This is a genomic window from Geodermatophilus sp. SYSU D01105 (assembly GCF_054050095.1).
In genome coordinates, this window is the sequence record NZ_JBJGYR010000019.1 from 81,279 (window position 1) to 101,341 (window position 20,063).

The 20,063-nt window shown below is 75.2% G+C and carries 19 protein-coding genes and 1 pseudogene; 8 read left to right on the forward strand and 12 right to left on the reverse strand.

Annotated elements, in window-relative coordinates:
- Window positions 1–16 precede the first annotated feature (16 nt).
- The 4 genes from ACI79I_RS18155 to ACI79I_RS18170 all read left to right on the forward strand — a co-directional run bounded on the left by ACI79I_RS18155 (window position 17) and on the right by ACI79I_RS18170 (window position 4,108).
- Window positions 17–1,000 carry a GNAT family N-acetyltransferase gene (locus ACI79I_RS18155; RefSeq protein WP_456993719.1) on the forward strand — a complete coding sequence of 328 codons (984 nt, stop codon included), beginning with the start codon at window positions 17–19 and terminating at the stop codon, window positions 998–1,000.
- A gap of 6 nt (window positions 1,001–1,006) precedes the next feature.
- Complete coding sequence (locus ACI79I_RS18160; protein WP_456993720.1) at window positions 1,007–1,435, forward strand: protein-tyrosine phosphatase family protein; 429 nt, start codon at window positions 1,007–1,009, stop codon at window positions 1,433–1,435.
- 95 nt (window positions 1,436–1,530) lie between these two features.
- On the forward strand, window positions 1,531–2,394 hold the full coding sequence (locus ACI79I_RS18165) for an SCO6745 family protein (protein WP_456993721.1): 864 nt from the start codon (window positions 1,531–1,533) through the stop codon (window positions 2,392–2,394).
- Window positions 2,395–2,491: 97 nt separating this feature from the next.
- A complete protein-coding gene (locus ACI79I_RS18170) occupies window positions 2,492–4,108 on the forward strand; it encodes an SLC13 family permease (RefSeq protein WP_456993722.1) in 1,617 nt (538 codons plus the stop codon).
- Window positions 4,109–4,170: 62 nt separating this feature from the next.
- Here the strand turns inward: ACI79I_RS18170 and ACI79I_RS18175 are convergent, their stop codons facing one another.
- Entirely contained in the window at window positions 4,171–4,809 is a 639-nt protein-coding gene (locus tag ACI79I_RS18175) for an ATP-dependent Clp protease proteolytic subunit (RefSeq protein WP_456993723.1), read from the reverse strand.
- Between the two features lie 470 nt (window positions 4,810–5,279).
- Between ACI79I_RS18175 and ACI79I_RS18180 the strand changes: the two genes are divergently transcribed.
- Window positions 5,280–6,386 (forward strand): magnesium and cobalt transport protein CorA, encoded by a 1,107-nt coding sequence (locus ACI79I_RS18180; protein WP_456993724.1) that lies wholly within the window; start codon window positions 5,280–5,282, stop codon window positions 6,384–6,386.
- A gap of 9 nt (window positions 6,387–6,395) precedes the next feature.
- On the opposite strand, the gene ACI79I_RS18185 is transcribed toward ACI79I_RS18180, so the two are convergent.
- The 7 genes and pseudogenes from ACI79I_RS18185 to ACI79I_RS18215 all read right to left on the reverse strand — a co-directional run.
- Entirely contained in the window at window positions 6,396–6,893 is a 498-nt protein-coding gene (locus ACI79I_RS18185; RefSeq protein WP_456993725.1) for a (2Fe-2S)-binding protein, read from the reverse strand.
- Window positions 6,890–7,789 carry an FAD binding domain-containing protein gene (locus ACI79I_RS18190; RefSeq protein ID WP_456993726.1) on the reverse strand — a complete coding sequence of 300 codons (900 nt, stop codon included), beginning with the start codon at window positions 7,787–7,789 and terminating at the stop codon, window positions 6,890–6,892. Before ACI79I_RS18190 ends, ACI79I_RS18185 begins: the two co-directional genes overlap by 4 nt.
- Complete coding sequence (locus ACI79I_RS18195; protein ID WP_456993727.1) at window positions 7,786–10,161, reverse strand: xanthine dehydrogenase family protein molybdopterin-binding subunit; 2,376 nt, start codon at window positions 10,159–10,161, stop codon at window positions 7,786–7,788. The genes ACI79I_RS18190 and ACI79I_RS18195 overlap by 4 nt, the downstream gene beginning before the upstream one ends.
- A complete protein-coding gene (locus tag ACI79I_RS18200; protein ID WP_456993728.1) occupies window positions 10,158–11,078 on the reverse strand; it encodes a dioxygenase family protein in 921 nt (306 codons plus the stop codon). The genes ACI79I_RS18195 and ACI79I_RS18200 overlap by 4 nt, the downstream gene beginning before the upstream one ends.
- Window positions 11,075–12,889, reverse strand: a complete 1,815-nt coding sequence (locus tag ACI79I_RS18205; protein ID WP_456993729.1) for a CocE/NonD family hydrolase — start codon at window positions 12,887–12,889, stop codon at window positions 11,075–11,077. Before ACI79I_RS18205 ends, ACI79I_RS18200 begins: the two co-directional genes overlap by 4 nt.
- 121 nt (window positions 12,890–13,010) lie before the next feature.
- Window positions 13,011–13,175 (reverse strand): hypothetical protein, encoded by a 165-nt coding sequence (locus ACI79I_RS18210; protein ID WP_456944532.1) that lies wholly within the window; start codon window positions 13,173–13,175, stop codon window positions 13,011–13,013.
- Window positions 13,176–13,350: 175 nt separating this feature from the next.
- Window positions 13,351–13,884: pseudogene (locus ACI79I_RS18215) on the reverse strand (GNAT family N-acetyltransferase); the annotation flags it as partial.
- A 6-nt stretch (window positions 13,885–13,890) separates the two neighbouring features.
- Between ACI79I_RS18215 and ACI79I_RS18220 the strand changes: the two are divergent.
- The 3 genes from ACI79I_RS18220 (at window position 13,891) to ACI79I_RS18230 (ending at window position 17,085) form a co-directional block, all read left to right on the forward strand.
- Window positions 13,891–14,868 (forward strand): ornithine cyclodeaminase family protein, encoded by a 978-nt coding sequence (locus ACI79I_RS18220; protein ID WP_456993730.1) that lies wholly within the window; start codon window positions 13,891–13,893, stop codon window positions 14,866–14,868.
- A 185-nt stretch (window positions 14,869–15,053) separates the two neighbouring features.
- Entirely contained in the window at window positions 15,054–16,508 is a 1,455-nt protein-coding gene (locus tag ACI79I_RS18225) for an FAD-binding oxidoreductase (protein WP_456993731.1), read from the forward strand.
- 64 nt (window positions 16,509–16,572) lie between these two features.
- Window positions 16,573–17,085, forward strand: coding sequence for a DinB family protein (locus ACI79I_RS18230; protein ID WP_456993732.1), 513 nt, complete (start codon window positions 16,573–16,575; stop codon window positions 17,083–17,085).
- A gap of 48 nt (window positions 17,086–17,133) precedes the next feature.
- On the opposite strand, the gene ACI79I_RS18235 is transcribed toward ACI79I_RS18230, so the two are convergent.
- The 4 genes from ACI79I_RS18235 to ACI79I_RS18250 are packed head-to-tail and all read right to left on the reverse strand — an operon-like array spanning window position 17,134 to window position 20,039.
- Complete coding sequence (locus ACI79I_RS18235) at window positions 17,134–17,604, reverse strand: hypothetical protein (protein ID WP_456993733.1); 471 nt, start codon at window positions 17,602–17,604, stop codon at window positions 17,134–17,136.
- Window positions 17,605–17,659: 55 nt separating this feature from the next.
- Window positions 17,660–18,862, reverse strand: coding sequence for an MFS transporter (locus tag ACI79I_RS18240; RefSeq protein WP_456993734.1), 1,203 nt, complete (start codon window positions 18,860–18,862; stop codon window positions 17,660–17,662).
- 20 nt (window positions 18,863–18,882) lie between these two features.
- A complete protein-coding gene (locus ACI79I_RS18245; protein WP_456993735.1) occupies window positions 18,883–19,446 on the reverse strand; it encodes a TetR/AcrR family transcriptional regulator in 564 nt (187 codons plus the stop codon).
- Entirely contained in the window at window positions 19,443–20,039 is a 597-nt protein-coding gene (locus ACI79I_RS18250) for a sugar O-acetyltransferase (RefSeq protein ID WP_456993736.1), read from the reverse strand. Before ACI79I_RS18250 ends, ACI79I_RS18245 begins: the two co-directional genes overlap by 4 nt.
- Window positions 20,040–20,063: the final 24 nt, after the last annotated feature.

Sequence of the window (20,063 nt, forward strand, 5' to 3'; positions counted from 1 at the left end):
CCTACGCTGCGACCCCGTGCACGCGCTGCCCGAGGGCCTCACCACCCGCCCGCTGAGCCTCGACGACGCCCCCGCCGCCGCCGAGCTGCTCGCCGCCGCGGAGACCGTCGACGGGACCGGGGAGCACGAGGACGCCGACGACCTCGTCGAGTTCTGGGGCAACGACCGCGTCGACCTCGCCCGCGACGGCCGGGCCGTGTGCACCGCCGACGGGCGGCTGGCCGGCTGGGCCACGGCGATCTCCCCGGGCGGGGTGCGCGACGCCTTCCGGGTGTGGCTGGAGGGCCGGGTGCACCCCGACGCGCGCGGGCGCGGCATCGGCCGCGTCCTGCTCGACTGGCAGCTCGGCCGGGGGGCGGAGCTGCACGCCGCGGAGCAGCCGGAGGCCCCGGCGCGGCTGACCGTCTCGGTGTACCCGGCGATGGCCTCGCTGGAGGGGCTGCTGCGGCGGGTCGCGTTCGAGCCCGAGCGCTGGTACTGGGACATGGAGCGGCCGCTGGCCGACCTGCCCGAGGTGCCGGTGGTGCCCGGGATCGACCTCGTGCCGTTCGACTGGGACCGCGACGAGGAGGTGCGCCGGGCGCACAACGCCGCCTTCACCGACCACTTCGGCTCCGCCGAGCACGACGAGGCCGCCTGGCGCAGCTGGTTCACCGGGCAGCGGGCGTTCCGCCCCGACCTCTCGGTGCTGGCCCTGGCCGACGGGGCGGTGGTCGGCTACGTCCTGGCCTACGTCTACGAGGCCGACACCCGCGCCACCGGCGCCCGGCAGGCCCACCTCGGCCAGATCGGCGTACTGCGGCCGGCCCGCGGCCGGGGGGTGGCCACGGCGGCGATCACCGCGGCGCTGCGGGCCGCGGCGGCCGCCGACTGCGCGTCCTCGGGACTGCAGGTCGACAGCGAGAACCCCACCGGGGCGCCGGCCCTCTACCGGCGGCTGGGGTTCGCGCCGGTCCGCACGCGCACCTCGTGGGCGCGCTGCCTGCCCCCGGTCGGCTGAGCGCCGATGGGCTGGCCGGAGGACGACGACACCGGCATCGTCGAGCTCCCCAGCGGTGCCCGGGTCCGCGGCCGCCGCCTCGCCGCTCCGGTGACCCCCGCCGACCACACCGTCGTCCTCGGCGCCGGCCCCCTGCCGCCCTGGCCGGCCCGCCGGGTCCGGTGGCCGGACTTCGGGGTGCCCAGCGACCGCGCCGACACCCTCGATGCCCTGCGCGAGGCGCTGGAGCGGGCGCGCGCCGGAGAGCGGGTGGAGGTGGCCTGCCACGGCGGCGTCGGGCGCACCGGCACGGCGCTGGCCGCGATCGCCGTCCTCGACGGGCTCCCGGCCGAGGAGGCGGTGGCCTGGGTCCGCGCCCGGTTCCACCCCCGCGCGGTCGAGACGCCCTGGCAGCGCCGCTGGCTGCGCTCCCTCGGTCCGGCCGACGCCGGCTGAGCCTGCGAGGGGCGGGGGGCAGGGCGGCCCCCTGCAGGGTCCCGCCGTGAGCCTGCGAGGGGCGGGGGGCAGGGGGTCCTTCTAGGGTGCCCCGCATGGTCAGCGCCGATCACCTCGCCGATGTCGCCCGCGCCCACCGCGCCGTCGAGCCGTTGCACAACCACCTGTACTTCGCGCCGGAGCAGGACGAGCACCTCACCGCGCTCGGCCTGCGCCCGGGCCGGATGTGCTACTTCGCCGGGCGCGCGGCACCGATGGGTGCGGTCGGCCCCGGCGTGGTGACGGCGACCTTCCACAACTTCGCGCCGGCGATCGTGGCCCGCCACATCCCGCGCGCCTGGACCCTGACCACCCCCGAGCAGGTCGTCGCGGCCCGCGCCACCGCCGCGCGGGCGTCCCTGACCCGGCTGCTCGGACCGGAGGCCGCGGACGCCCCGGAGGTCGCCGAGCTGGCCGGTCTGCTCCGCGAGGCGTGCGGCGTCCTGACCCCCGAGGGCCGTCCGATCTACGCAGGCACCGCCGACCTGCCGTGGCCCGAGGAGCCGCTGCTCGTCGTCTGGCACGGTGCCACCCTGCTGCGCGAGCACCGCGGCGACGGCCACGTCGCGAGCCTGCTGCGCCACGGCCTGTCCGGGCTCGAGGCGCTGGTCACGCACACGGTCACCGGCCGGGGCTTCACCGTGGCCGCGGCGCAGGCCACCCGGGGCTGGAGCGAGGAGGAGTGGCGCGCGGCCGGCGCGCGGCTCACCGAGCGGGGCCTGCTGGCCGACGGCGGTCTGACCGATGCCGGGCGGGAGCTGCGCGGGGCGATCGAGGCGGAGACCGACGAGCTGTCGGCGGTGCCGTGGCAGCACCTGGGACCCGAGCGGACGGCGCGGGTCGTGGCGCTCGGCAAGGGGCTGTCGGCGCGGCTCGTCGCGGCCGGCGCCTACCCGGCGGGGACCTTCGCCGCACGCTGACCCGGCCCTCCTCAGGGGCCCGCCGCGAGCAGCCAAGTGGTGGGGGCCAGGAGGGTCCTTCTCCTATGGTCTGGGTCACATCCCTGGGGAGGGCGGCATGACGACCACCGATCGCAGGCCCGGGTCCGGACAGCGGACCGACGTCGACGCCGCGTTCCGCGGCTCCGCCACTTACCGGAGCCTGGGGGAGCAGCAGCTCAGCCCGGCCGAGGAGCGGTTCGAGAGGGGCCGCCGCACCGTCGGGCTGTTCCTCGCCCCGGTGGTGGCGATCGTCTTCGCGCTGCTGCCGTTCGACCTGCCGCGCGACCAGCACCTGCTGGCCGCCGTCCTGCTCGGGGTCATCGTCCTGTGGATCACCGAGCCGGTGCCGATCCCGGTCGGCGGGCTGATCGGGGTCGGGGCGATCGTCGTCCTCGGTGTGGTGCCGGCCGACGACGCGCTGGGGCCGTTCGGGTCGACGACGGTGTTCACCTTCATCGGCGCGTTCATCCTCGCCGCGGCGATGCTCAAGCACGGCGTCGCCCGGCGGTTCGCCATGACCATCCTGTCGATGCGCTGGGTCGGCGGCTCGACCGCGCGCGTCATCATCGCCTTCGGGCTGATCACCTGCCTGCTCTCGGCGTTCGTCTCCAACACCGCGACGGTGGCCATGCTGCTGCCGACGGCGATCGGCATCCTGTCGGTGATCGCCAAGCTGATGCAGGACAAGGAGCTGGTCGCGCCGGACTTCGACCCGCTGCGACTGCGGGTCGGTGTCGCGCTGATGCTGATGCTCGCCTACGGCGCCAGCGTCGGCGGGCTGATCACGCCGGTCGGCACGCCACCCAACCTGATCGGCCGCGGGCTGATCGAGGAGGCGACGGGGGAGCGGATCGGCTTCCTCGACTGGATGCTCATGGCGCTGCCGATCTGCGCGCTGATGTTCGTGGCGCTCGCCGCCGTCCTGCTGCTGCTCAACCGGCCGGAGATCAAGCGGATCGAGGGCGTGCACGAGTACGTGCAGCGGGAGCGCGCCGAGCTCGGCCCGGTGACGCGGGCGGAGAAGAACACGCTCGTCGCGTTCGGCGTGACCGTCGTCCTGTGGATCTTCCCGGGCGTCATCGCGCTGACCGCCGGGACCGAGTCCGACCTCTACACGACGATCAGCGACCGGCTGGACGAGGGCATCGTCGCCGTCCTCGGCGCCTCGCTGCTGTTCCTGCTGCCCACCGACTGGAAGGCGCGGGAGTTCACGCTCAACTGGTCGGACGCCGCGAAGATCGACTGGGGCACGATCCTGCTGTTCGGCACCGGGATCATCTTCGGCTCGTTGCTGGCCGACACCGGCCTGGCCGAGACGATCGGCCAGGGGTCGTCGGACGCGCTCGGGTTGACCAGCACGATCGCGATCACCGTCTTCGCGGTGATCCTGGCCATCGTCATCTCCGAGACGACCAGCAACACCGCCTCGGCCGCCGTCGTCGTGCCGATCGTCATCCCGGTGGCCGTGGCGGCGGGCATCAACCCGTTCGTGCCGGCGCTGGCGGCCACGTTCGCCGCGTCGTTCGGGTTCATGCTGCCGGTGTCGACGCCGCAGAACGCGATCGTCTACGGCTCCGGCGTCGTGCCGATCACCAAGATGATCCGGTCGGGGATCTCCTTCGACGTCCTCGGCGCGCTGCTGATCGTCGTCCTGCTGCCGCTGCTGATCGACCTCGTGCTCAACGTCGGCTGACACCGCCGGGAGCGCCGGCGACCGGGGAGCGGGCCGGGGGGGGCGACCCGTGCCCGCGTCGGCTAGGTGTCCAGCCCGTCGCCGTGCTCGGGGAGGGCGGCGGCGCGGGCGACGACGTGGTCGACGAGGCCGTACCGGAGGGCCTCCTCGGGGGTGAACCACCGGTCGCGGTCGGAGTCGGCCTCGATCTGCTCGACGGTCTGCCCGGAGTGCTGGGCCTGCAGCTCGTTGATCTCCCGCTTGAGCCGCCCGAACAGCTCGGCCTGGATGGCGATGTCGGACTGCGTGCCCCCGACGCCCGCCGAGGGCTGGTGCATCATGATCCGGGTGTGCGGCAGGGCGTGCCGCTTGCCGGGCGTGCCGGCGCTGAGCAGGAACTGGCCCATCGAGGCGGCCATCCCGAGGCCGTAGGTGGCCACGTCGCAGTCGACGAACCGCATCGTGTCGTAGACGGCCATGCCGGCGCTGACCGAGCCGCCGGGTGAGTTGACGTACAGGTGGATGTCGCGCTCCGGGTCCTCGGCCGACAGCAGCAGCACCTGCGCTGCCACGCGATTGGCGACGGCGTCGTCGACGGCCTCACCGAGGAAGACGATCCGCTCGCCGAGCAGCCGGTCGTAGACGGCGTCGGGGAGGCTCACCGACGGGCCTCCGGTGAGCAGCAGGGGGACGTTCGGGCTGGTCGACGCGATGGTGTGCATGGTCCCGGGCCTCTCGGGGAGCAGGGTGTGCCGACCTCCCGGAGTCTGCTCGGAATGGCACGGGAAATGCGCGACGAAATGGCGTGTTCCGCCGACTGCTGAATTGTTGTGCTCTCCGCGAGATGCGGTTGACGATCCCGGGACCGGGTCCCGGCACGGTCTGGTCGTCCCGGCGACGGCCGCCGTTCACCCGCCCGGGGGAGGCGGTTGGACAGGACGTGTCACGATGGACGACGGTCTGCCGACCGGAGGCCCCACGGACGACGGGAAGGAACGAGCGCGTGCGCAGCGAACCTCCCAGTACCGGCTCCGAGGTCCGCGCCGCCCGGTGACGGACCCCGCTGGCCCCGCCGCTCGCGGCGGGACCCTGCAGCGGGGCCGAGGGGGTGCGGGCCTCCGACGCGTCCCCCCGCCCCAGCGACCCCCGGGAGTCCGTCGTGGTCGACCGCCGCCGTGCTTCCCTCACCGCCTTGTCCCTCGGCCGCCGCTCGCGGCCCGAGCTGACCCTCGCGCCCGCCCCGGCGCAGCCGGCCGCCCCCGTGGACGGCGCGCGCAAGGTGCTGATCGTCGACAACGCCGTCTACTCCGCAGGCCGGCGGGTGGCCACGCCGGAGACGGCCGCCGAGAGCCACGAGTGGCTGCTCGAGGACCCCGAGCGGCTGGTGTGGCTGGGGCTCTACCGGCCCGAGCCGGCGGAGCTCGGTGAGCTCGCCGAGCAGTACGACCTGCCCGAGCTCGCGGTCGAGGACGCGATCAAGGCCCACCAGCGGCCGAAGTTCGAGCGGTACGGCGACACCCTCTTCGTCGTCCTCAAGGCCGCCCGCTACCTCGACGCGGCCGAGGAGGTCGAGTTCGGGGAGCTGCACCTGTTCCTCGGCCGCAACTTCGCCATCACCGTGCGGCACAGCGAGTCGCCGGACCTCTCCCGGGTGCGCCGCCGGCTGGAGAGCGAGCCGGCGCTGCTGGAGAAGGGCAGCGAGGCGGTCCTCTACGCGATCCTCGACGCCGTCGTCGACGGCTACTCCCCGGTGGTCGCCGGGCTGGCCAACGACATCGACGAGATCGAGACCGAGGTCTTCCGCGGGGACCCGGGGGTGTCGCGGCGCATCTACGAGCTCTCCCAGGAGGTGCTGGAGTTCCAGCGCGCCGCCGCGCCGCTGACCGGCATCCTCGACCAGATCACCGCGGGGTTCGACAAGTACGGCGTCGACGAGGACCTGCGCAGCTACCTGCGCGACGTCGCCGACCACGTCGTCCAGGTCACCGAGCGGGTCGAGGCGTTCCGGCTCCAGCTGCGCGACATCCTCACGGTCAACGCCACGCTGGTCGCCCAGCGGCAGAACGAGGAGATCCGCGAGCTCACCGAGGCCTCGATCGCCCAGGGTGAGGAGGTCAAGAAGATCTCCGCGTGGGCGGCCATCCTCTTCGCGCCGACGCTGGTGGGCACCGTGTACGGGATGAACTTCGACGCGATCCCCGAGCTGCACTGGGACCTCGGCTACCCGTTCGCGCTGGTGCTGATGGTCGGGGTGAGCGTGACCCTCTACTGGGTCTTCAAGCGCCGCGGCTGGATCTGAGCGCCCCGGTCAGCCGCGGTCGGACCGGCCGCCGTCGGATCCGCAGAGCAGGACCGCGTCGACGATCGCGTCGTAGCCGGTGCACCGGCACAGGTTGCCGCTGAGCGCCTCGCGGACCTCGGCCTCGGTCGGTGCGGCGACCCGCTCGAGCAGGTCCTCGGCGGCGAACAGCATCCCGGACAGGCAGAAGCCGCACTGGAAGGCGTTGGCGTCCCAGAAGGCGCGCTGCAGCGGGGTGAGCTCCTCGCCGTCGGCCATCGACGCGATCGTGTCGACGTCGGCGCCGTCCTCGGCGACGGCCAGCCGCAGGCAGGACTTCGCGATCGCGCCGTCCACCCGCACGGTGCAGGCGCCGCAGTCGCCGGTGCGGCAGCCGGCCTTGGGGGCGGTCGCCCCGAAGTCGTCGCGCAGGGCGTCGAGCAGCAGCGAGCGGGGGTCGACCGCGGCCGTGTGCCGCCTGCCGTCCACCGTCAGCGTGAGCTCCACCCGGTCGGCGTCCTCCGTCACGGCTGTGCTCCCTCCGACCGGGCGGTGGATCCCTGGGCAGTGGCTCCTCGGGCCGTGGCCACCGCCGCCGCCAGCGCGCGCCGGGCCACCGGGGCGGCGACCGCGGCCCGGTAGGACGCCGGCGCGAGCACGTCCTCCCAGGGCTCGGGGACCGCGGCGGCGGCGAGGTCCGCGGCGGCCCTCAGCTCCGTCTCGCCGGGGACCGAGCCGACCAGTGAAGAGACGTCGGCGCGGACCGGGACGGCGGCCACGCCGCCGAGCACCAGCGTGGCGTCGGTGCAGGTCCCGGCGTCGTCCAGCCGCACCAGCGCGGCGGCGGTCGCGATCGGCCACGAGCTGGCGCCGCGCTTGAGCTTGACGTAGCCGGAGCCGGCCCCTGCCGCGGACGGCAGGTCGAAGCCGACCAGCAGCTCGCCGGCGCCCACCGCCGACCGCGAAGCCCCGGCGAACAGCTCGTGCGCGGGCACGGCCCGCTCCCCGTCGGGGCCGGCCACGAGGGCGACCGCCCCGGAGACCACCAGCGCGGCCGGGACGTCGGACTGCGGGCGGGCGGCGACCGCCGCCCCACCCACCGTGGCCTGGTTGCGCAGCGCCCAGCCGCCGGTGATGCCCCCGGCCATGGTCCGCAGCAGCGGCGCGTGCGCCGCGACGGCGGGGCTGGCCAGCAGGTCGGCGTAGGTGCACATCGCGCCCAGCCACAGCCCCGTCCCGGTGAGGGCGACCCCGCCGAGGCCGGCCCGGCGCAGGTCGACCAGCCGGGTGGGGGCCGACTCGCCGCGGTCCATCTCCGGCAGCACCCACGTCCCGCCGGCGAGGACGCGTCCGCCGTCGGCCAGGGCGTCCAGGCAGCCGGGGAGGTCCCGCGGCGCGACGTAGCCGAACCGGGTGGCGATCACGCGCCGGCCTCCGCGAGGGCCGCCAGCACCCGCGGCGGGCTGACCGGGGTGGAGTCCAGCACCGCGCCGCGCGGGGCGAGGGCGTCGTTGACCGCGTTGACGACCGCGGCCAGCGCGCCGGAGAAGCCGGCCTCGCCGACCCCCTTCGCGCCCAGCGGGGTGCCGGGAGCGGGGGTGCACAGGTGCTCGAGCTCGATCCGCGGCAGGTCCAGCGCCCGGGGCAGGAGGTAGGTCTTGAACCCGGTGCTCAGCGGGACCCCGGCGGGGTCGTACCGCAGCTCCTCACCGAGGGCCGACCCGATGCCCATCGCCACGCCGCCGGTGACCTGCCCGTCGACGAACAGCGGGTTCACGACGGTGCCGCAGTCGTGGGTGACGACGTGCCGCAGCAGGGTGACCACCCCGGTCTCGGCGTCCACCTCGAGCACCGACGCGTGCACCGCGTAGGGGTAGGTCGTGTAGGTCTGCATCCGGCCCAGGGCGTCGGGCTGCTGCCGGACGTTGGCCGGCCGGTAGGTGCGGGTCGACTCCAGCTGCGGCTCGATGTCGAGGCCGAGGCGGTAGGTCAGCGTCGCGACGGCGTTGGCGACCGCGCTGATCGGCACGGCCCGTCCCGGCGCCACCTCCGCGTTCCCGCCGGCCAGCCGCACCTCCTCGTCCGGCCCGGCCCCCAGCAGCGCCCGCGCCGCGGTGCGCAGCGTGCCGGCGACGTCCCGGGCGGCGAGCACCGCGGCGTTGCCGCCGGTGATGATCGACCGGCTGGAGATGTTGCCGAAGCCGTAGGGGCACCGGTCGGTGTCGCCCTGGACGACGGTGACCGCGTCGAGGGTCACCCCGAGCTCGTCGGCCACCAGCTGGGCGATGGCGGTGTCGTTGCCGGTGCCCGGCGAGGTCACCCCGGTGAGGACGGTGACCCGGCCGGTGGGGGAGACCCGCACCGTCGAGGTGTCGAACGCGGCCACCAGGGCGCCGGGGATGTCCGCGCTCTCGGGCATCAGCTCGAAGGCCAGGCCCACGCCCAGCAGCCGGCCCTCCGCGCGGGCGGCCGCCTGCTGGGCGCGGACGGCCTCCAGGTCGAGCCGGCGCAGGGTCAGGTCCAGCGCCGCCGCGTAGTCGCCGCTGTCGAGCTCCAGGCCGGAGGTGTGCGGGTGGGGGAACGCGCCGGGCGGCACGAAGTTGCGCCGGCGGACCTCGGCGGGGTCCAGGCCGACCGTGGCGGCCACCCGCTCGAGCACGCGCTCGACCAGCAGCGTCGCGCCGTCCTTGCCGAAGGGCTTGGTGCCCACCCACGGCGTCTTGTTGGTGACCACCACCTGGTAGCGCACGTGGCAGGAGGCCAGCGCGTACCCGAGCCCGGTGGCGAGCGCGCCCACGTGGGCCATCCCCCAGCCGTGGGTCGCCGCGGCCGCGCCGTGGTCGGAGACGGCGTGCACGTCGAGCGCGCAGAGCCGGCCGTCGTCGTCGAAGGCCACCCGGTAGCGCATCACCTGCTCGCGGGTGCCGGCCTGCAGCGTGGCCGAGCGCTCCTCCACCCACGACACCGGCCGGCCGACCAGGAGGGTGAGCAGCGGAGCGAGGAAGTCCTCGCGGTTGCCGTACATCTTCAGCCCGAACGACCCCCCGAGCCGCGGCGCGAGGACCCGGATCTGCTGCTCGTCCAGGCGCAGGCAGGCGGCGAGCACGGTGCGCAGCACGTGCGGGTTCTGGGTGGTGGCGTGCACGGTCAGCCGCCGGCCGGCCGCGTCCCAGGAGGCCACGGACGCGCGGGGCTCCATCGGCGCGGCGGTGCCGCGGTGCGCGCGCACCTCCCCCTCCAGGAGGTGGGCCGCACCGGCCGAGGCGGTGGCGAAGTCGTCGGGGCCCACCTCCCGCTCGATGAGCACGTTGTCGCCCCACTCCGGGTGGACGAGGGGCGCCCCGGGGCGCAGCGCCTCCTCCGCGTCGAGCACGGCGGGCAGCGGCTCGTACGTGACCGCGACCGCCGCCGCTCCCGCGGCGGCGTCGGCGGCGGTCTCGGCGACGACGGCGGCCACCGGCTCGCCGGCGTACACGACGGTGTCGACGGCCAGGGGCCGGACGACGGCGTGGTGGCCGCCGAGGTGGCCGGCGTCCAGCCCGTGCGGGATCTCGTCGCAGTGCCGGGCCGCCTCCGCCCCGGTGACGACCGCGACCACCCCGGGCAGCGCGCGGGCCGCCTCGGTGTCGATCGCGACCACGCGGGCGTGCGCGTGCGGCGAGCGGACCAGCGCGGCGTGCGTCGTGCCCGGGAGCCGGACGTCGGCGGTGTAGACCGCCCGGCCGGTGAGGTACGCGTCGCCGTCGTGGCGGCGCACCCGCTGCCCGGTCAGCGGGCCGGGCAGGGTGGCGGTCACGGCTGCGGCGTACCCCCGGGCTGGACGACCAGGTCGATCACCGCGTGCCGGAAGGGGCTCTCCACGCCGAAGCGGGCGGCCTGGTCGGCGTCGTCCACGGGGGCGAAGTCCCGCACCAGGCTGCGCTTGACCGCGAACACCGCGTCGGAGTCCAGGTAGGGGCTGCCGGCCACGAAGATGTGCGTGGTCACCGGCACGTGGCCGGCCGCCTGGGCGATGAAGTGGATGTGCGCCGGCCGGTAGGCGTGCCGCGAGGTGGCGGCCAGCAGCTCGCCGACCGGGCCGTCGGTGGGGATGGGGTAGGGCGCCGGGACGACGGTGCGGAACCAGAACCGGCCCTCGTCGTCGGTGGTGAACAGCCCGCGGCCGTTGCCGGGCGGCTGGACGTCGGGCCGCTGCACGTCGTAGAAGCCGTCCTCGTCGGCCTGCCAGACGTCGACGGTGGCGCCGGGGATCGGCGCGCCGTCGGTCGACAGCACCCGGCCCTCGACGACGCACACCTCGCGGCCGCCGACCTCGTCGATGGAGTCGCCGTTCTCCCGCACGGGGGAGACGGTCATGTGGAACGGCCCGAGCACGGTCGCCTCGGTGGCGCCCGCGACCTTGCGGTGGTTGATGTTCTCGACCAGGGCCGAGACCCCGAGGACGTCGGAGAGCAGCACGAACTCCTGCCGGACGTCGTCGCACTTCTGGCCGGTGCGGGTGAGGAAGTCGATCGCCGTCTCCCACTCGGCGATCGTCGGCTCCACCTCGCGGATCGCCGAGTGCAGGCCGCGGACGACGGCGGAGAGCAGCTCGCGCAGCCGCGGGTCGGCGGTGTGCGCGAAGCTCTCGACGGTCGCGTCGGTGACCGTCTCCTCGGTGACGTCCTCGGGCTGGACGGCGGCGTCCTCGCGGGGGGTGTGCAGGTCGGTCATGAGTCGGTGCCTCCGGGTGCCGGTGGGTCCAGCGGGATGACGGGGAGCAGCAGGGCCGAGGGCCGCGCCGTGTCGTGGTAGATGCTGTGCAGCGTCGTCCGTGAGCTGGTCACGTGGTAGGGGACGTACTCCGCGTTGGTCGCCCCGGCGACGCCGGTCGGCACGTCCATGCTGCTGATCTCGACGCAGATGCGGTGCCCCTTCTCGAAGAGGTTCGCCGTCGCCAGGATCTCGATCTCGTACTCGACGACCTCGCCGGGCGGCACCGGCTGCGCGGCGGCCCGGGTGAGCTTGTGGAAGGGCTTCCACTCGGTGCTGCGCTCGGGGTCCAGGGCCCGGTTCGACGCCTTGAGCCAGCCGCGGGTCAGCTCGCGCTCGGGCAGGTCGCTGCGCAGCTCGCGCTCGCCCTCGCGGACGGTCATCACGTGCGGGTCGGGGCCGAGGTCCTTGAGCGTGACGATCCAGGTGGTGTCGTCCTGGTCGATCGCGGCGAACAGCCGGAGCTTCGCCGGCCCCGCGACGAGCACCGGCTCGCTCAGCGGCTCGCTGACGTAGCGCAGGCTGCTGACCTCGCGGGTGTGGGTGAGCGGCATCTGCACGAACGCGTCGGGCGGGATGGTGTCGTCGACCGACGAGGGCACGAACGGCTGCGGGCGCAGCCGCTCCCAGCTGTTCAGGTAGAACGGCGTCCACTGCGTCTCGGGCAGCGGCCAGTCGGTGCCGGTGCGCCACTCGTTGGCCCCGGTCACCCAGTACCGGACCGGCGGCTCGTCGAGGACGCCGGTGTCCATGCCCTTCAGCCAGTGGTCGTACCAGCGCAGGATCTCCGAGTGCAGCCCGTGGAAGGGCCGCTCGAGGTGCGCGGGCCCGGCGAACAGCAGCTTCTTGTCCCGGCTGGCGATGTGCCGCCAGTAGGTCTGCGCGCCCTGCAGGTGGGTCTTGTACGTGTAGCCGTACCAGCCCGAGCCGGTGTAGACGGGCAGGTCGATCTGGGCGAACTCGGCCTCGCTCCGCTCGACCACGCCCTCGGCCTCGTACGGGTCGATGAGCACGTTGAAGAAGGCCGGCATGAGCTGGCCCTTCATCGTGATGACGTTGTAGAGGTGCGGGTGGATCGCGTAGTCGGGGTCGGCCATGGCCTCGCGCCAGAGCGCCTCGCGCTCGGGCGGCAGCTCCCCGGGCGCGCCCCGGTCCTGGTGGAAGGTGCCGAAGTGACCCACGAGGTAGCGGAACAGGTGGACGACGCCGCCCGGGTACTCCTCGCGGAACCCACCGAGCTCGCCGTAGGCGCCCCGCGGGTCGAACGGGAAGACCGCCTTGAGCGACGGCGGCCGCTGCCGGGCCACGTGCACCTGCTCGGCGCCGAAGCCGGAGATGCCGACCATGCCGACGTTGCCGTCGCACCAGGGCTGCTGGGCGATCCACTCGATGAGGTCGTAGGAGTCCCACGTGCGGGCGCCGCCGCCCTCGGACTTGCCCACCCCGCGCGGCATCCCGATGACGTGGACGTAACCCCGGGAGGTGAGGAAGCGGGTGTCGCCGGCCTCCATCGGCCCGCTCCACAGCGGCGACCAGGCCGGCTGGGGCGGGATGGTCGCCGCGGTGTCGGGTCCCTGGATGTCCTTGTTGTAGATCGCGAACGCCAGCAGCGCCGGCAGCGGCTCGTCGGTGTCGGGCCGGTAGACGTCGACGCACAGCGAGACGCCGTCCCGCATCGGCACGTACACGTCCCGCTCGGCGACCATGCCCTCGTACTGCGGGGGCCGGTCGTACCCCGGGGGCACGTGCTCGGGGGATGGCGGCAGCGTCATCGGCGGCGGCACCCTTTCTCGGCGGCGTGAGCCCGATCACGCTAGCCACGGGTCCCTGCCGGGGCTGTCCGCCCTGCGCGGATGACAGCCGGAAACCGCGACGGGTCGCCGCGTCGCCGGGTCAGGCCAGGACGACGTCCGCGGCGTCGGCCTGCAGGGTGAGGTCGGCCGCCGTGGTCAACCAGCCCGCGACCAGCAGCAGCGGCCAGGGCTGCTCGTCGTCCAGCGACGCGGTCGTCGCCACCAGTGAGGCCTGGGCCACCGCCCTGCACGCCATGGTCCGCACGACGAGCTCCTTCCGTCCGAGTACCGGGAGGTTCGGCACCGGGCGAGCGGGACTCCAGCCGCGAAACCGGAACGTCATCCCGACGGGGTGGGTCGGGGGACGCGCGCAACCGGCCGGAGACCGCGCCGGCGGTACCAGCCCAGCGGCCAGTGTCCTCGTCGGCGGCGACGACCAGCGTCGCCACGCCCTCGGCGGCCAGGCGCCGGCGGACGGCCTCCAGCAGCCCGTCGCCGGCGCCCGCCCCGCGGTGCCCGGGGAAGACGTCGACCTCCTGCAGCCGTGCCGTCCGGACGTCGGAGGGCAACCGGACGGCGCCGACCGCACCGACCAGGTCGCCGTCCGCGCCCGGCGCCAGCCACAGCCGCAGGCCCAGCCGCACCGTGCGCTCGCGGGTCCGGCCGACCAGCGCTCGCGCGGCGTCCTCGTCGAGGCCGAAGGCCGCCTCGACCGGCAGCCGGGCGGCGGCGTACCGCGCCCAGTCCTCCTCGGTGCGGCAGGGCCGCAGCGGCAGGGCGCGACTCGCGATCGGGCCGGCGACGGAGCGGACCAGCAGCGTCCGGCCCGCTCCGGCGTCCTCCCCGCCGGCGAGCACGCCGACGCCGGGGCGCAGCAGCCGCTCGGTGGCCACCGCGCGGTCGGCCTCGAGGTCCACGGCCGACAGCCTGCCCGCCGGGGACCGTTGACCGGCGCCGGTCCGCGCGCGCAGCATCGGACGGTGCTCCTCCTGCGACGGCGGGACGTCGAGCAGCTGCTCGACGTGCGCGCCCTGGTCGACGCGCTGGCGACGGCGATGGCCGACCTCTCGGCCGGGCGGGCCTCGGTCCCGCCGCGGGTGGCCGCGCTCGTCGACGAGCGCGGTCTCCTCGCCGCGATGCCCGGCTACAGCCCCACGCTCGGCTGGCTGGCGGTCAAGGTGCTCTCGGTGTTCCCGGGCAACCCGGTGCCGGCGACGCCCACCCACCAGGCGCTGATCGGGCTCTTCGACCCGCAGACCGGGACACCGTGCGCGCTGATGGACGGCAACGCGATCACCGCGGCCCGCACGGCCGCCTGCTCGGCCCTCTCGATCCGCCTGCTCGCCCGCCCCGACGCCACCGTCCTGGCCGTCCTGGGCACCGGTGTCCAGGCCCGGGCCCACGCCCTGGCCGCCGGCATCGTGCGGGACCTGTCCGACGTGCGCGTCGCCGGGCGGCACCCGGAGCGCGCGGAGACGCTGGCCGCCGAGCTGCGCGCGGCGGGGCTGCCGGCGCGGGCCGTGGCGTCGTGGCCGGAGGCGACGCGCGGCGCCGGGCTGGTCTGCGCGGCGACCGCGGCGGAGGAGCCGGTCGTGCGGCGGGACTGGCTCGACCCGGGCACGCACGTCACCTCGGTCGGTTTCACCGCCACCGGGCGCGAGGTGGACGACGACACCGTCGCCGACGCCCTGGTCGCGGTCGAGCACCGGGAGACCGCGCTCCAGCCGTACCCGGTCGGGAGCAGCGACCTCAGCGACCCCCTCGGCCGGGGCCTGCTGCTGCCCGACGACGTCGTCGAGATCGGCGAGCTGGTCGAGGGGCGGCGGCCGGGGCGCACCACCGCCGACCAGCTCACCCTGTACAAGTCCGTCGGCGTCGCCGTGCAGGACGCGGCCGCCGCCGGGCTGGTGTTCGCGGCGGCCTGCCGTCGGGGCGTGGGGCACCGGATCACCTTCTGAGCGGCGCGGCTGCGGGCGGGGGTCGCTCGGCAGCCGGACCCGTGTTCCCAGGGTCACCACGCGCCGCTGGACCCGACCGGCGTGCGCGGGGGGACTCCGGTCCCTGCGGCCTGTGCCAGAGTCCTGATCGCTCTCAGCGGTGCTGCGCCACCAGGGAGCAGCCTGCGGGCTCAGAGGGGGCTGTCATGCCACTCGACGACCAGACCACCACCCGGTTCCTCCGCTCCTTCCCGGGGGAGGTGCTGCGACCGGCCGACGCCGGGTTCGCCCAGGCCCGGGCCGAGGCCGTCTGGAACGGCGCCGTCTCCCGGCAGCCGGCGCTGATCGTGCGGCCCACCTCGACCGACGAGGTCGCCATGGCGCTGACCCTCGTCCGCGAGGCGGGCACGGAGGTCACCGTCCGTGGCGGCGGGCACAGCGCGGCCGGCAGCTGTGTCGCCGACGGCGCGGTGATGATCGACCTCTCCCGGATGAACGGCGTCCGGGTGGACCCGGCGGCGCGGCGCGGGTACGTCGGCGGTGGGGCCACCTGGGCCGCGGTGGACGCCGCGACCGCCCCGCACGGACTCGCGACGGTCGGTGGGACGGTGAGTCACACCGGGGTCGCCGGCCTGACGCTCAGCGGTGGGATGGGCTGGCTGACCCCACAGCACGGGCTGGCCTGCGACAACCTGGTCGCGGCGACGCTGGTCACTGCCGACGGCCGCACCGTGACCGTGTCCGACCAGGAGCACCCCGACCTCCTGTGGGGCTTGCGAGGTGCGGGCAGCAACTTCGGGGTCGTGACCGAGCTGGTGTTCGACCTGCACGACCTCGATCCCACGGTGAACCTGGGGTTCTTCTTCTGGCCCGTCGAGCGGGCCGGGCAGGTGCTCGCCTTCGCCCGGAGGTACCTCTTCGAACTCCCCTCGAGCGCCAGTGCGGTCGTGGCGGTGCTGTCCGCACCCCACGAGCCGTTCGTCCCCGCGGAGCACCGCGGCGTCCCGGGGGTCGCCGTCATGGTCACGGGCTGGGGCGACGCTCGACGACACGCCGACGCGGTGGCGCCTCTCCGCGACCTCGACCCGCTCGTCGAGCTGGTCACGCCCCTCCCGTACGTGGCACTGCAGCAGATGCTCGACGAGGCCGAGCCATGGGGCATCCGCGGGTACGCGAAGAGCGTGAACCTCCAGGACCTGCCGGACGGTGCGATCGACGTCCTGCTCGACCGGCTGCCCCGTCGACGGTCCCCGATGTCCTACGTGCCGATGTTCTCCCTGCGCGGTCGGTTCGCCGAGGTCCCGGACGACGCGACGGCGTGGGGGAGCCCGCGCAGCACGCGCTGGGCGCTCGCCCTGCTCGACATCGCACCGGACGAGGAGGGGTTCGAGGCCGACCGGCTCTGGGTCCGCGAACTCTGGGAGGCGCTGCAGCCGTACGTGTCCGACGAGGGCGCCTATCTGAACTTCGAGACCGACACCGACCAGCGGCGGGTGCGGGCGTCGTACGGCGAGGACAAGTACCGCCGGCTGTCCGCGCTCAAAGCCGAGTGGGACCCGGACAACCTCTTCCGGCACAACCCCAACGTCCCTCCGTCCGGGCCGGGCATCCCGATGCCGCGGGAGTCGGAGACCGCTCGCGCGGAGGAGCCCACCCGCTGACCTCCCCGGGGGTGGCCGGCGGCGGGGCGTCGGCGCCTGGTGAAGGGCTGACACCATCGCGACCATGACGACGACCGGGCGGGCCATGCCGCCGCTGGAGGCCGACGAGCGCACGACGCTGGACGGCTGGCTCGACTTCTACCGGGCCACGCTGGCCGGGAAGTGCGACGGGCTCACCGACGAGCAGCTGGCCACCGCGTCGGTGCCGCCGTCGCCGCTCACGTTGCTCGGGCTGGTGCAGCACATGGCCGAGGTCGAGCGCAACTGGTTCCGCCGGGTGCTCGCGGGGGAGCAGGTGCCGGCCATCCACGATCCGGACGCCGACCCCTCTGGCCACGACGGGGGCTTCGACCTCGCCGACGGCGCCTCGCTCGCCACCGCCCGGGCGACCTGGGAGGGCGAGGTCGCGCGCGCCCGGGAGAACTGCGCGGCCCGCGGACTGGACGACACCAGCCCGTTCATGGGCGGGCAGGTCACCCTGCGGTGGATCTACAGCCACATGATCGCCGAGTACGCGCGGCACGCCGGCCACGCCGACCTGATCCGGGAGCGCATCGACGGCGCCACCGGCGTCTGAGACCGGGCGCGCCACGGACGCGCAGGGACCGGTGCGGCCAGGCGGTGCTCAGCTGCCGGGTGTCGGGGGCTCCTCGTCGTCCAGGCGCGCCGCTAGGCCGGCCAGCCCCTCCCTGATCAGGGCGCCGTAGGGGTCCTCGCCGAGCGCCGGCGCGGCCTGGCGGGCCAGGTCGAGGTGGCGGCGCGCCGCGGCGAGGTCCCCGAGCCTGCGGTGGTCCTCCCCGAGGTTTAGGTGCAGCGAGGGGTGGAAGGCGGCCACCGGCGCGATGGCTCCCGCGGCGGCGGCCCGCTCGTCGGTGACCGACTCCGCGAGCTCCAGGGCCCGCAGGTCCCAGGCCAGCTCGTCCCGCGGGTCGTCCTGGACGTCGGCCATGGAGTGGGCCAGGAAGCAGCGGTGCAGCGGGTCGCCGGCGGGGCCGAGGGCTTCCCAGAGCTCGGTGAACGCGGCGCGGGCCTCGGCGCGCCGCCCCTGCTGCCCGAGCGCGATCCCCTGCCGGATGCGCTCCAGGATCTCGTCCACCGCGGCCTCCTCGCCGTCGTCCGCCGTCGGGTCGTGCGGGAACGGTAGGGGCCCGCTACGACGGTCCGGCTCGGTCCGCGGCCGGCCGGCCCGGCAGGGATCGTCCGAGCACCAGCGTGCCGGCCCCGGCGAGCACGACCGCGAGCAGGGCGACCCGCAGGCTGGTCGCGTCGGCCAGGGCCCCGATCAGCGGCGGTGAGACGAGGAAGCCGATCCGGAGCAGCCAGTTGATCACCGCCAGCCCCAGCCCGTGCGGGAGTCCGGGGAGCTCGTCGGCCGCCTGGTAGACGGCCGGGACGAGGGTGGCGACGCCGAGCCCGGCGAGGGCGAACCCGGCCAGCGTGGTGGGCACCGACGGCAGGGCCAGGGCCAGGCCCATCCCCGCCGCGGTGAGCGCCCCGCCGGCACGGGCCACCCGCCGCTGGCCGAACCGGTCGACGACGCGGTCGCCGGTCAGCCGCCCGACGGTCATCGCGACCTGCAGGGCCACGAAGCCCAGGCCGGCGGTGGCCGCGCCGGCCGCGAGCTCGGTGCGCAGGTAGAGCGCGCTCCACGAGGCGCCGGCGTCCTCGACGAACGCGCCGCACGCGGCGAGCACGCCGAGCACCGCCAGCGCCGGGACGGCGGCTCGCCGGCGCGGGCGCTCCCGCGGCTGCTCGTCGGCCGCCGGCTCCGGCTCGTCGCGGCCGGGCAGCACCACCCGCGACACGACCAGTGCGAGCGCCCCGAAGACGACGGCAGCGCCGGCGGTCTGGGCGACGAGGGGCACCCCCAGCCCGGCCGCGGCCGAGCCGAGCAGCCCGCCGGTGACCGCGCCGACGCTCCAGATGCCGTGGAAGGCGTTGAGGATCGAGCGCTGGTAGAGCCGCTGCACCCGCAGCCCGTGCGCGTTCTGCGCGACGTCGATGATCGCGTCCAGCGCCCCGACCACCAGCAGCGCCGCGGCGAGGCCGAGCCAGTTCGGTGCCACCGACACCGTCCACACGGTGACGCCGAGCAGCACCAGGCCGTAGGAGGCCACCCGTCCGGAGCCGAACCGGCGGATGAGCGGCGCGGAGGACAGGCCGGCCAGCAGGGCCCCCAGCGGCACGGCCGCCAGGGCCGCGCCGAGAGCGGTGCTGCTCAGCCCCAGCTGCGCCTTCACCTCCGGCAGCCGCGGGACGAGGCCGGCGTAGAACACGGCGTTCAGGAAGAAGCAGGCGGCGACGGCGCTGCGGGCACGGCGCAGGCGCGCGGCGTCGAGGGTGGCGGTCTCCACGGGGTCCTCGGGGTCGGGGCTCAGCCGGCGAGCCGGGAGAGGGCGGAACGGATCTGGTCGGCGTCCATCGGATCGGTGGACAGGGCGCTGTGCAGGACCAGGCCCTCGACCAGCGCGTCCACCTCCCGCGCGGTGACGGGGTCGAGGTGGCGCTCGAGGCTGCGGCGGCTGCGGGACATCCAGTCCTGGGTGACCGCGCGCAGGGCCGGGTTGCGGGCCGCGGCGACGTAGAGCTCGACGGCCAGCACCAGGTCGCGCTGCGAGCCGAGCAGGTCGCCGGTGAGGTGCTCGACCAGCGCCTCGAGTGCCGCCGCCCGGTCGGGTGCGGCACGCATGCGCTCGTCGAAGCGGGCCGCGACGGTGTCGACGTGTCGGGTGAACGCCGCGGCGAGCAGGTCGGTCAGCGAGTCGAAGTGGTAGGTCAGCGACCCCAGCGGGACGTCGGCCGCACGGGCGATCGCCCGGTGGGAGGCGGCGGCGACGCCCTGCTCGGCGATGACGTCGAGCGCGGTGTCCACCAGCCGGTCGCGCCGGCCCGGGTCGTACCGGCGGGCCCGCCGAGCCGGGGTGGGGTCGGCGCTCACCGGCCGGTCGCGTCCAGGGTCCGGACGACGCGGGCGGGGTTGCCCACCGCCACCACGTTCGCCGGGAGGTCCCGGGTGACCACGGACCCGGCGCCGACGACGGTGTTCTCCCCGATCGTCACGCCGGGCAGCACGATCGCCCCGCCACCGAGCCAGACGTTGTCGCCGATCGTGATCGGCGCGGCCGCCTCCCACTTGGCCCGCCGCGGCTCGGGCTCGACCGGGTGGGTCGGGGTCAGCAGCTGGACGTTGGGTCCGATCTGGACGTCGTCCCCGATGGTGATCGGCGCGACGTCGAGTGCGACGAGGCCGAAGTTCGCGAAGCACCGGGCGCCGATGCGCAGGGAGCTGCCGTAGTCGACGTACAGCGGCGGCCGGATCTCGGTGCCCTCGCCGATGGCGCCGAGCAGCTCCTCGAGCAGCCGGCGGCGCAGCGGCCCCTGGCGGACCGTCGTCGCGTTGTAGGCGTCGGCCAGGTCCAGGGCCCGGGCGCTGGCCTCGGTGAGCTCGGGGTCGTCGGCGATGTAGAGGTCCCCGGCGAGCATCCGCTCGCGCATGGTCCGGGGATCGCCCGCGTCGGGCCGGAGGCTCATGAGAACGATCGTACACATCGGCTC

Bases quoted from the DNA above. Each gene is read 5' to 3' on its own strand.
- ACI79I_RS18160 (WP_456993720.1), top strand. From the start codon at position 1,007: ATGGGCTGGCCGGAGGACGACGACACCGGCATCGTCGAGCTCCCCAGC.
- ACI79I_RS18175 (WP_456993723.1), bottom strand. From the start codon at position 4,809: ATGCACACCATCGCGTCGACCAGCCCGAACGTCCCCCTGCTGCTCACC.
- ACI79I_RS18230 (WP_456993732.1), top strand. From the start codon at position 16,573: ATGACGACGACCGGGCGGGCCATGCCGCCGCTGGAGGCCGACGAGCGC.
- ACI79I_RS18250 (WP_456993736.1), bottom strand. From the start codon at position 20,039: ATGAGCCTCCGGCCCGACGCGGGCGATCCCCGGACCATGCGCGAGCGG.
- ACI79I_RS18200 (WP_456993728.1), bottom strand. From the start codon at position 11,078: ATGACCGACCTGCACACCCCCCGCGAGGACGCCGCCGTCCAGCCCGAG.
- ACI79I_RS18165 (WP_456993721.1), top strand. From the start codon at position 1,531: ATGGTCAGCGCCGATCACCTCGCCGATGTCGCCCGCGCCCACCGCGCC.
- ACI79I_RS18170 (WP_456993722.1), top strand. From the start codon at position 2,492: ATGACGACCACCGATCGCAGGCCCGGGTCCGGACAGCGGACCGACGTC.
- ACI79I_RS18225 (WP_456993731.1), top strand. From the start codon at position 15,054: ATGCCACTCGACGACCAGACCACCACCCGGTTCCTCCGCTCCTTCCCG.
- ACI79I_RS18205 (WP_456993729.1), bottom strand. From the start codon at position 12,889: ATGACGCTGCCGCCATCCCCCGAGCACGTGCCCCCGGGGTACGACCGG.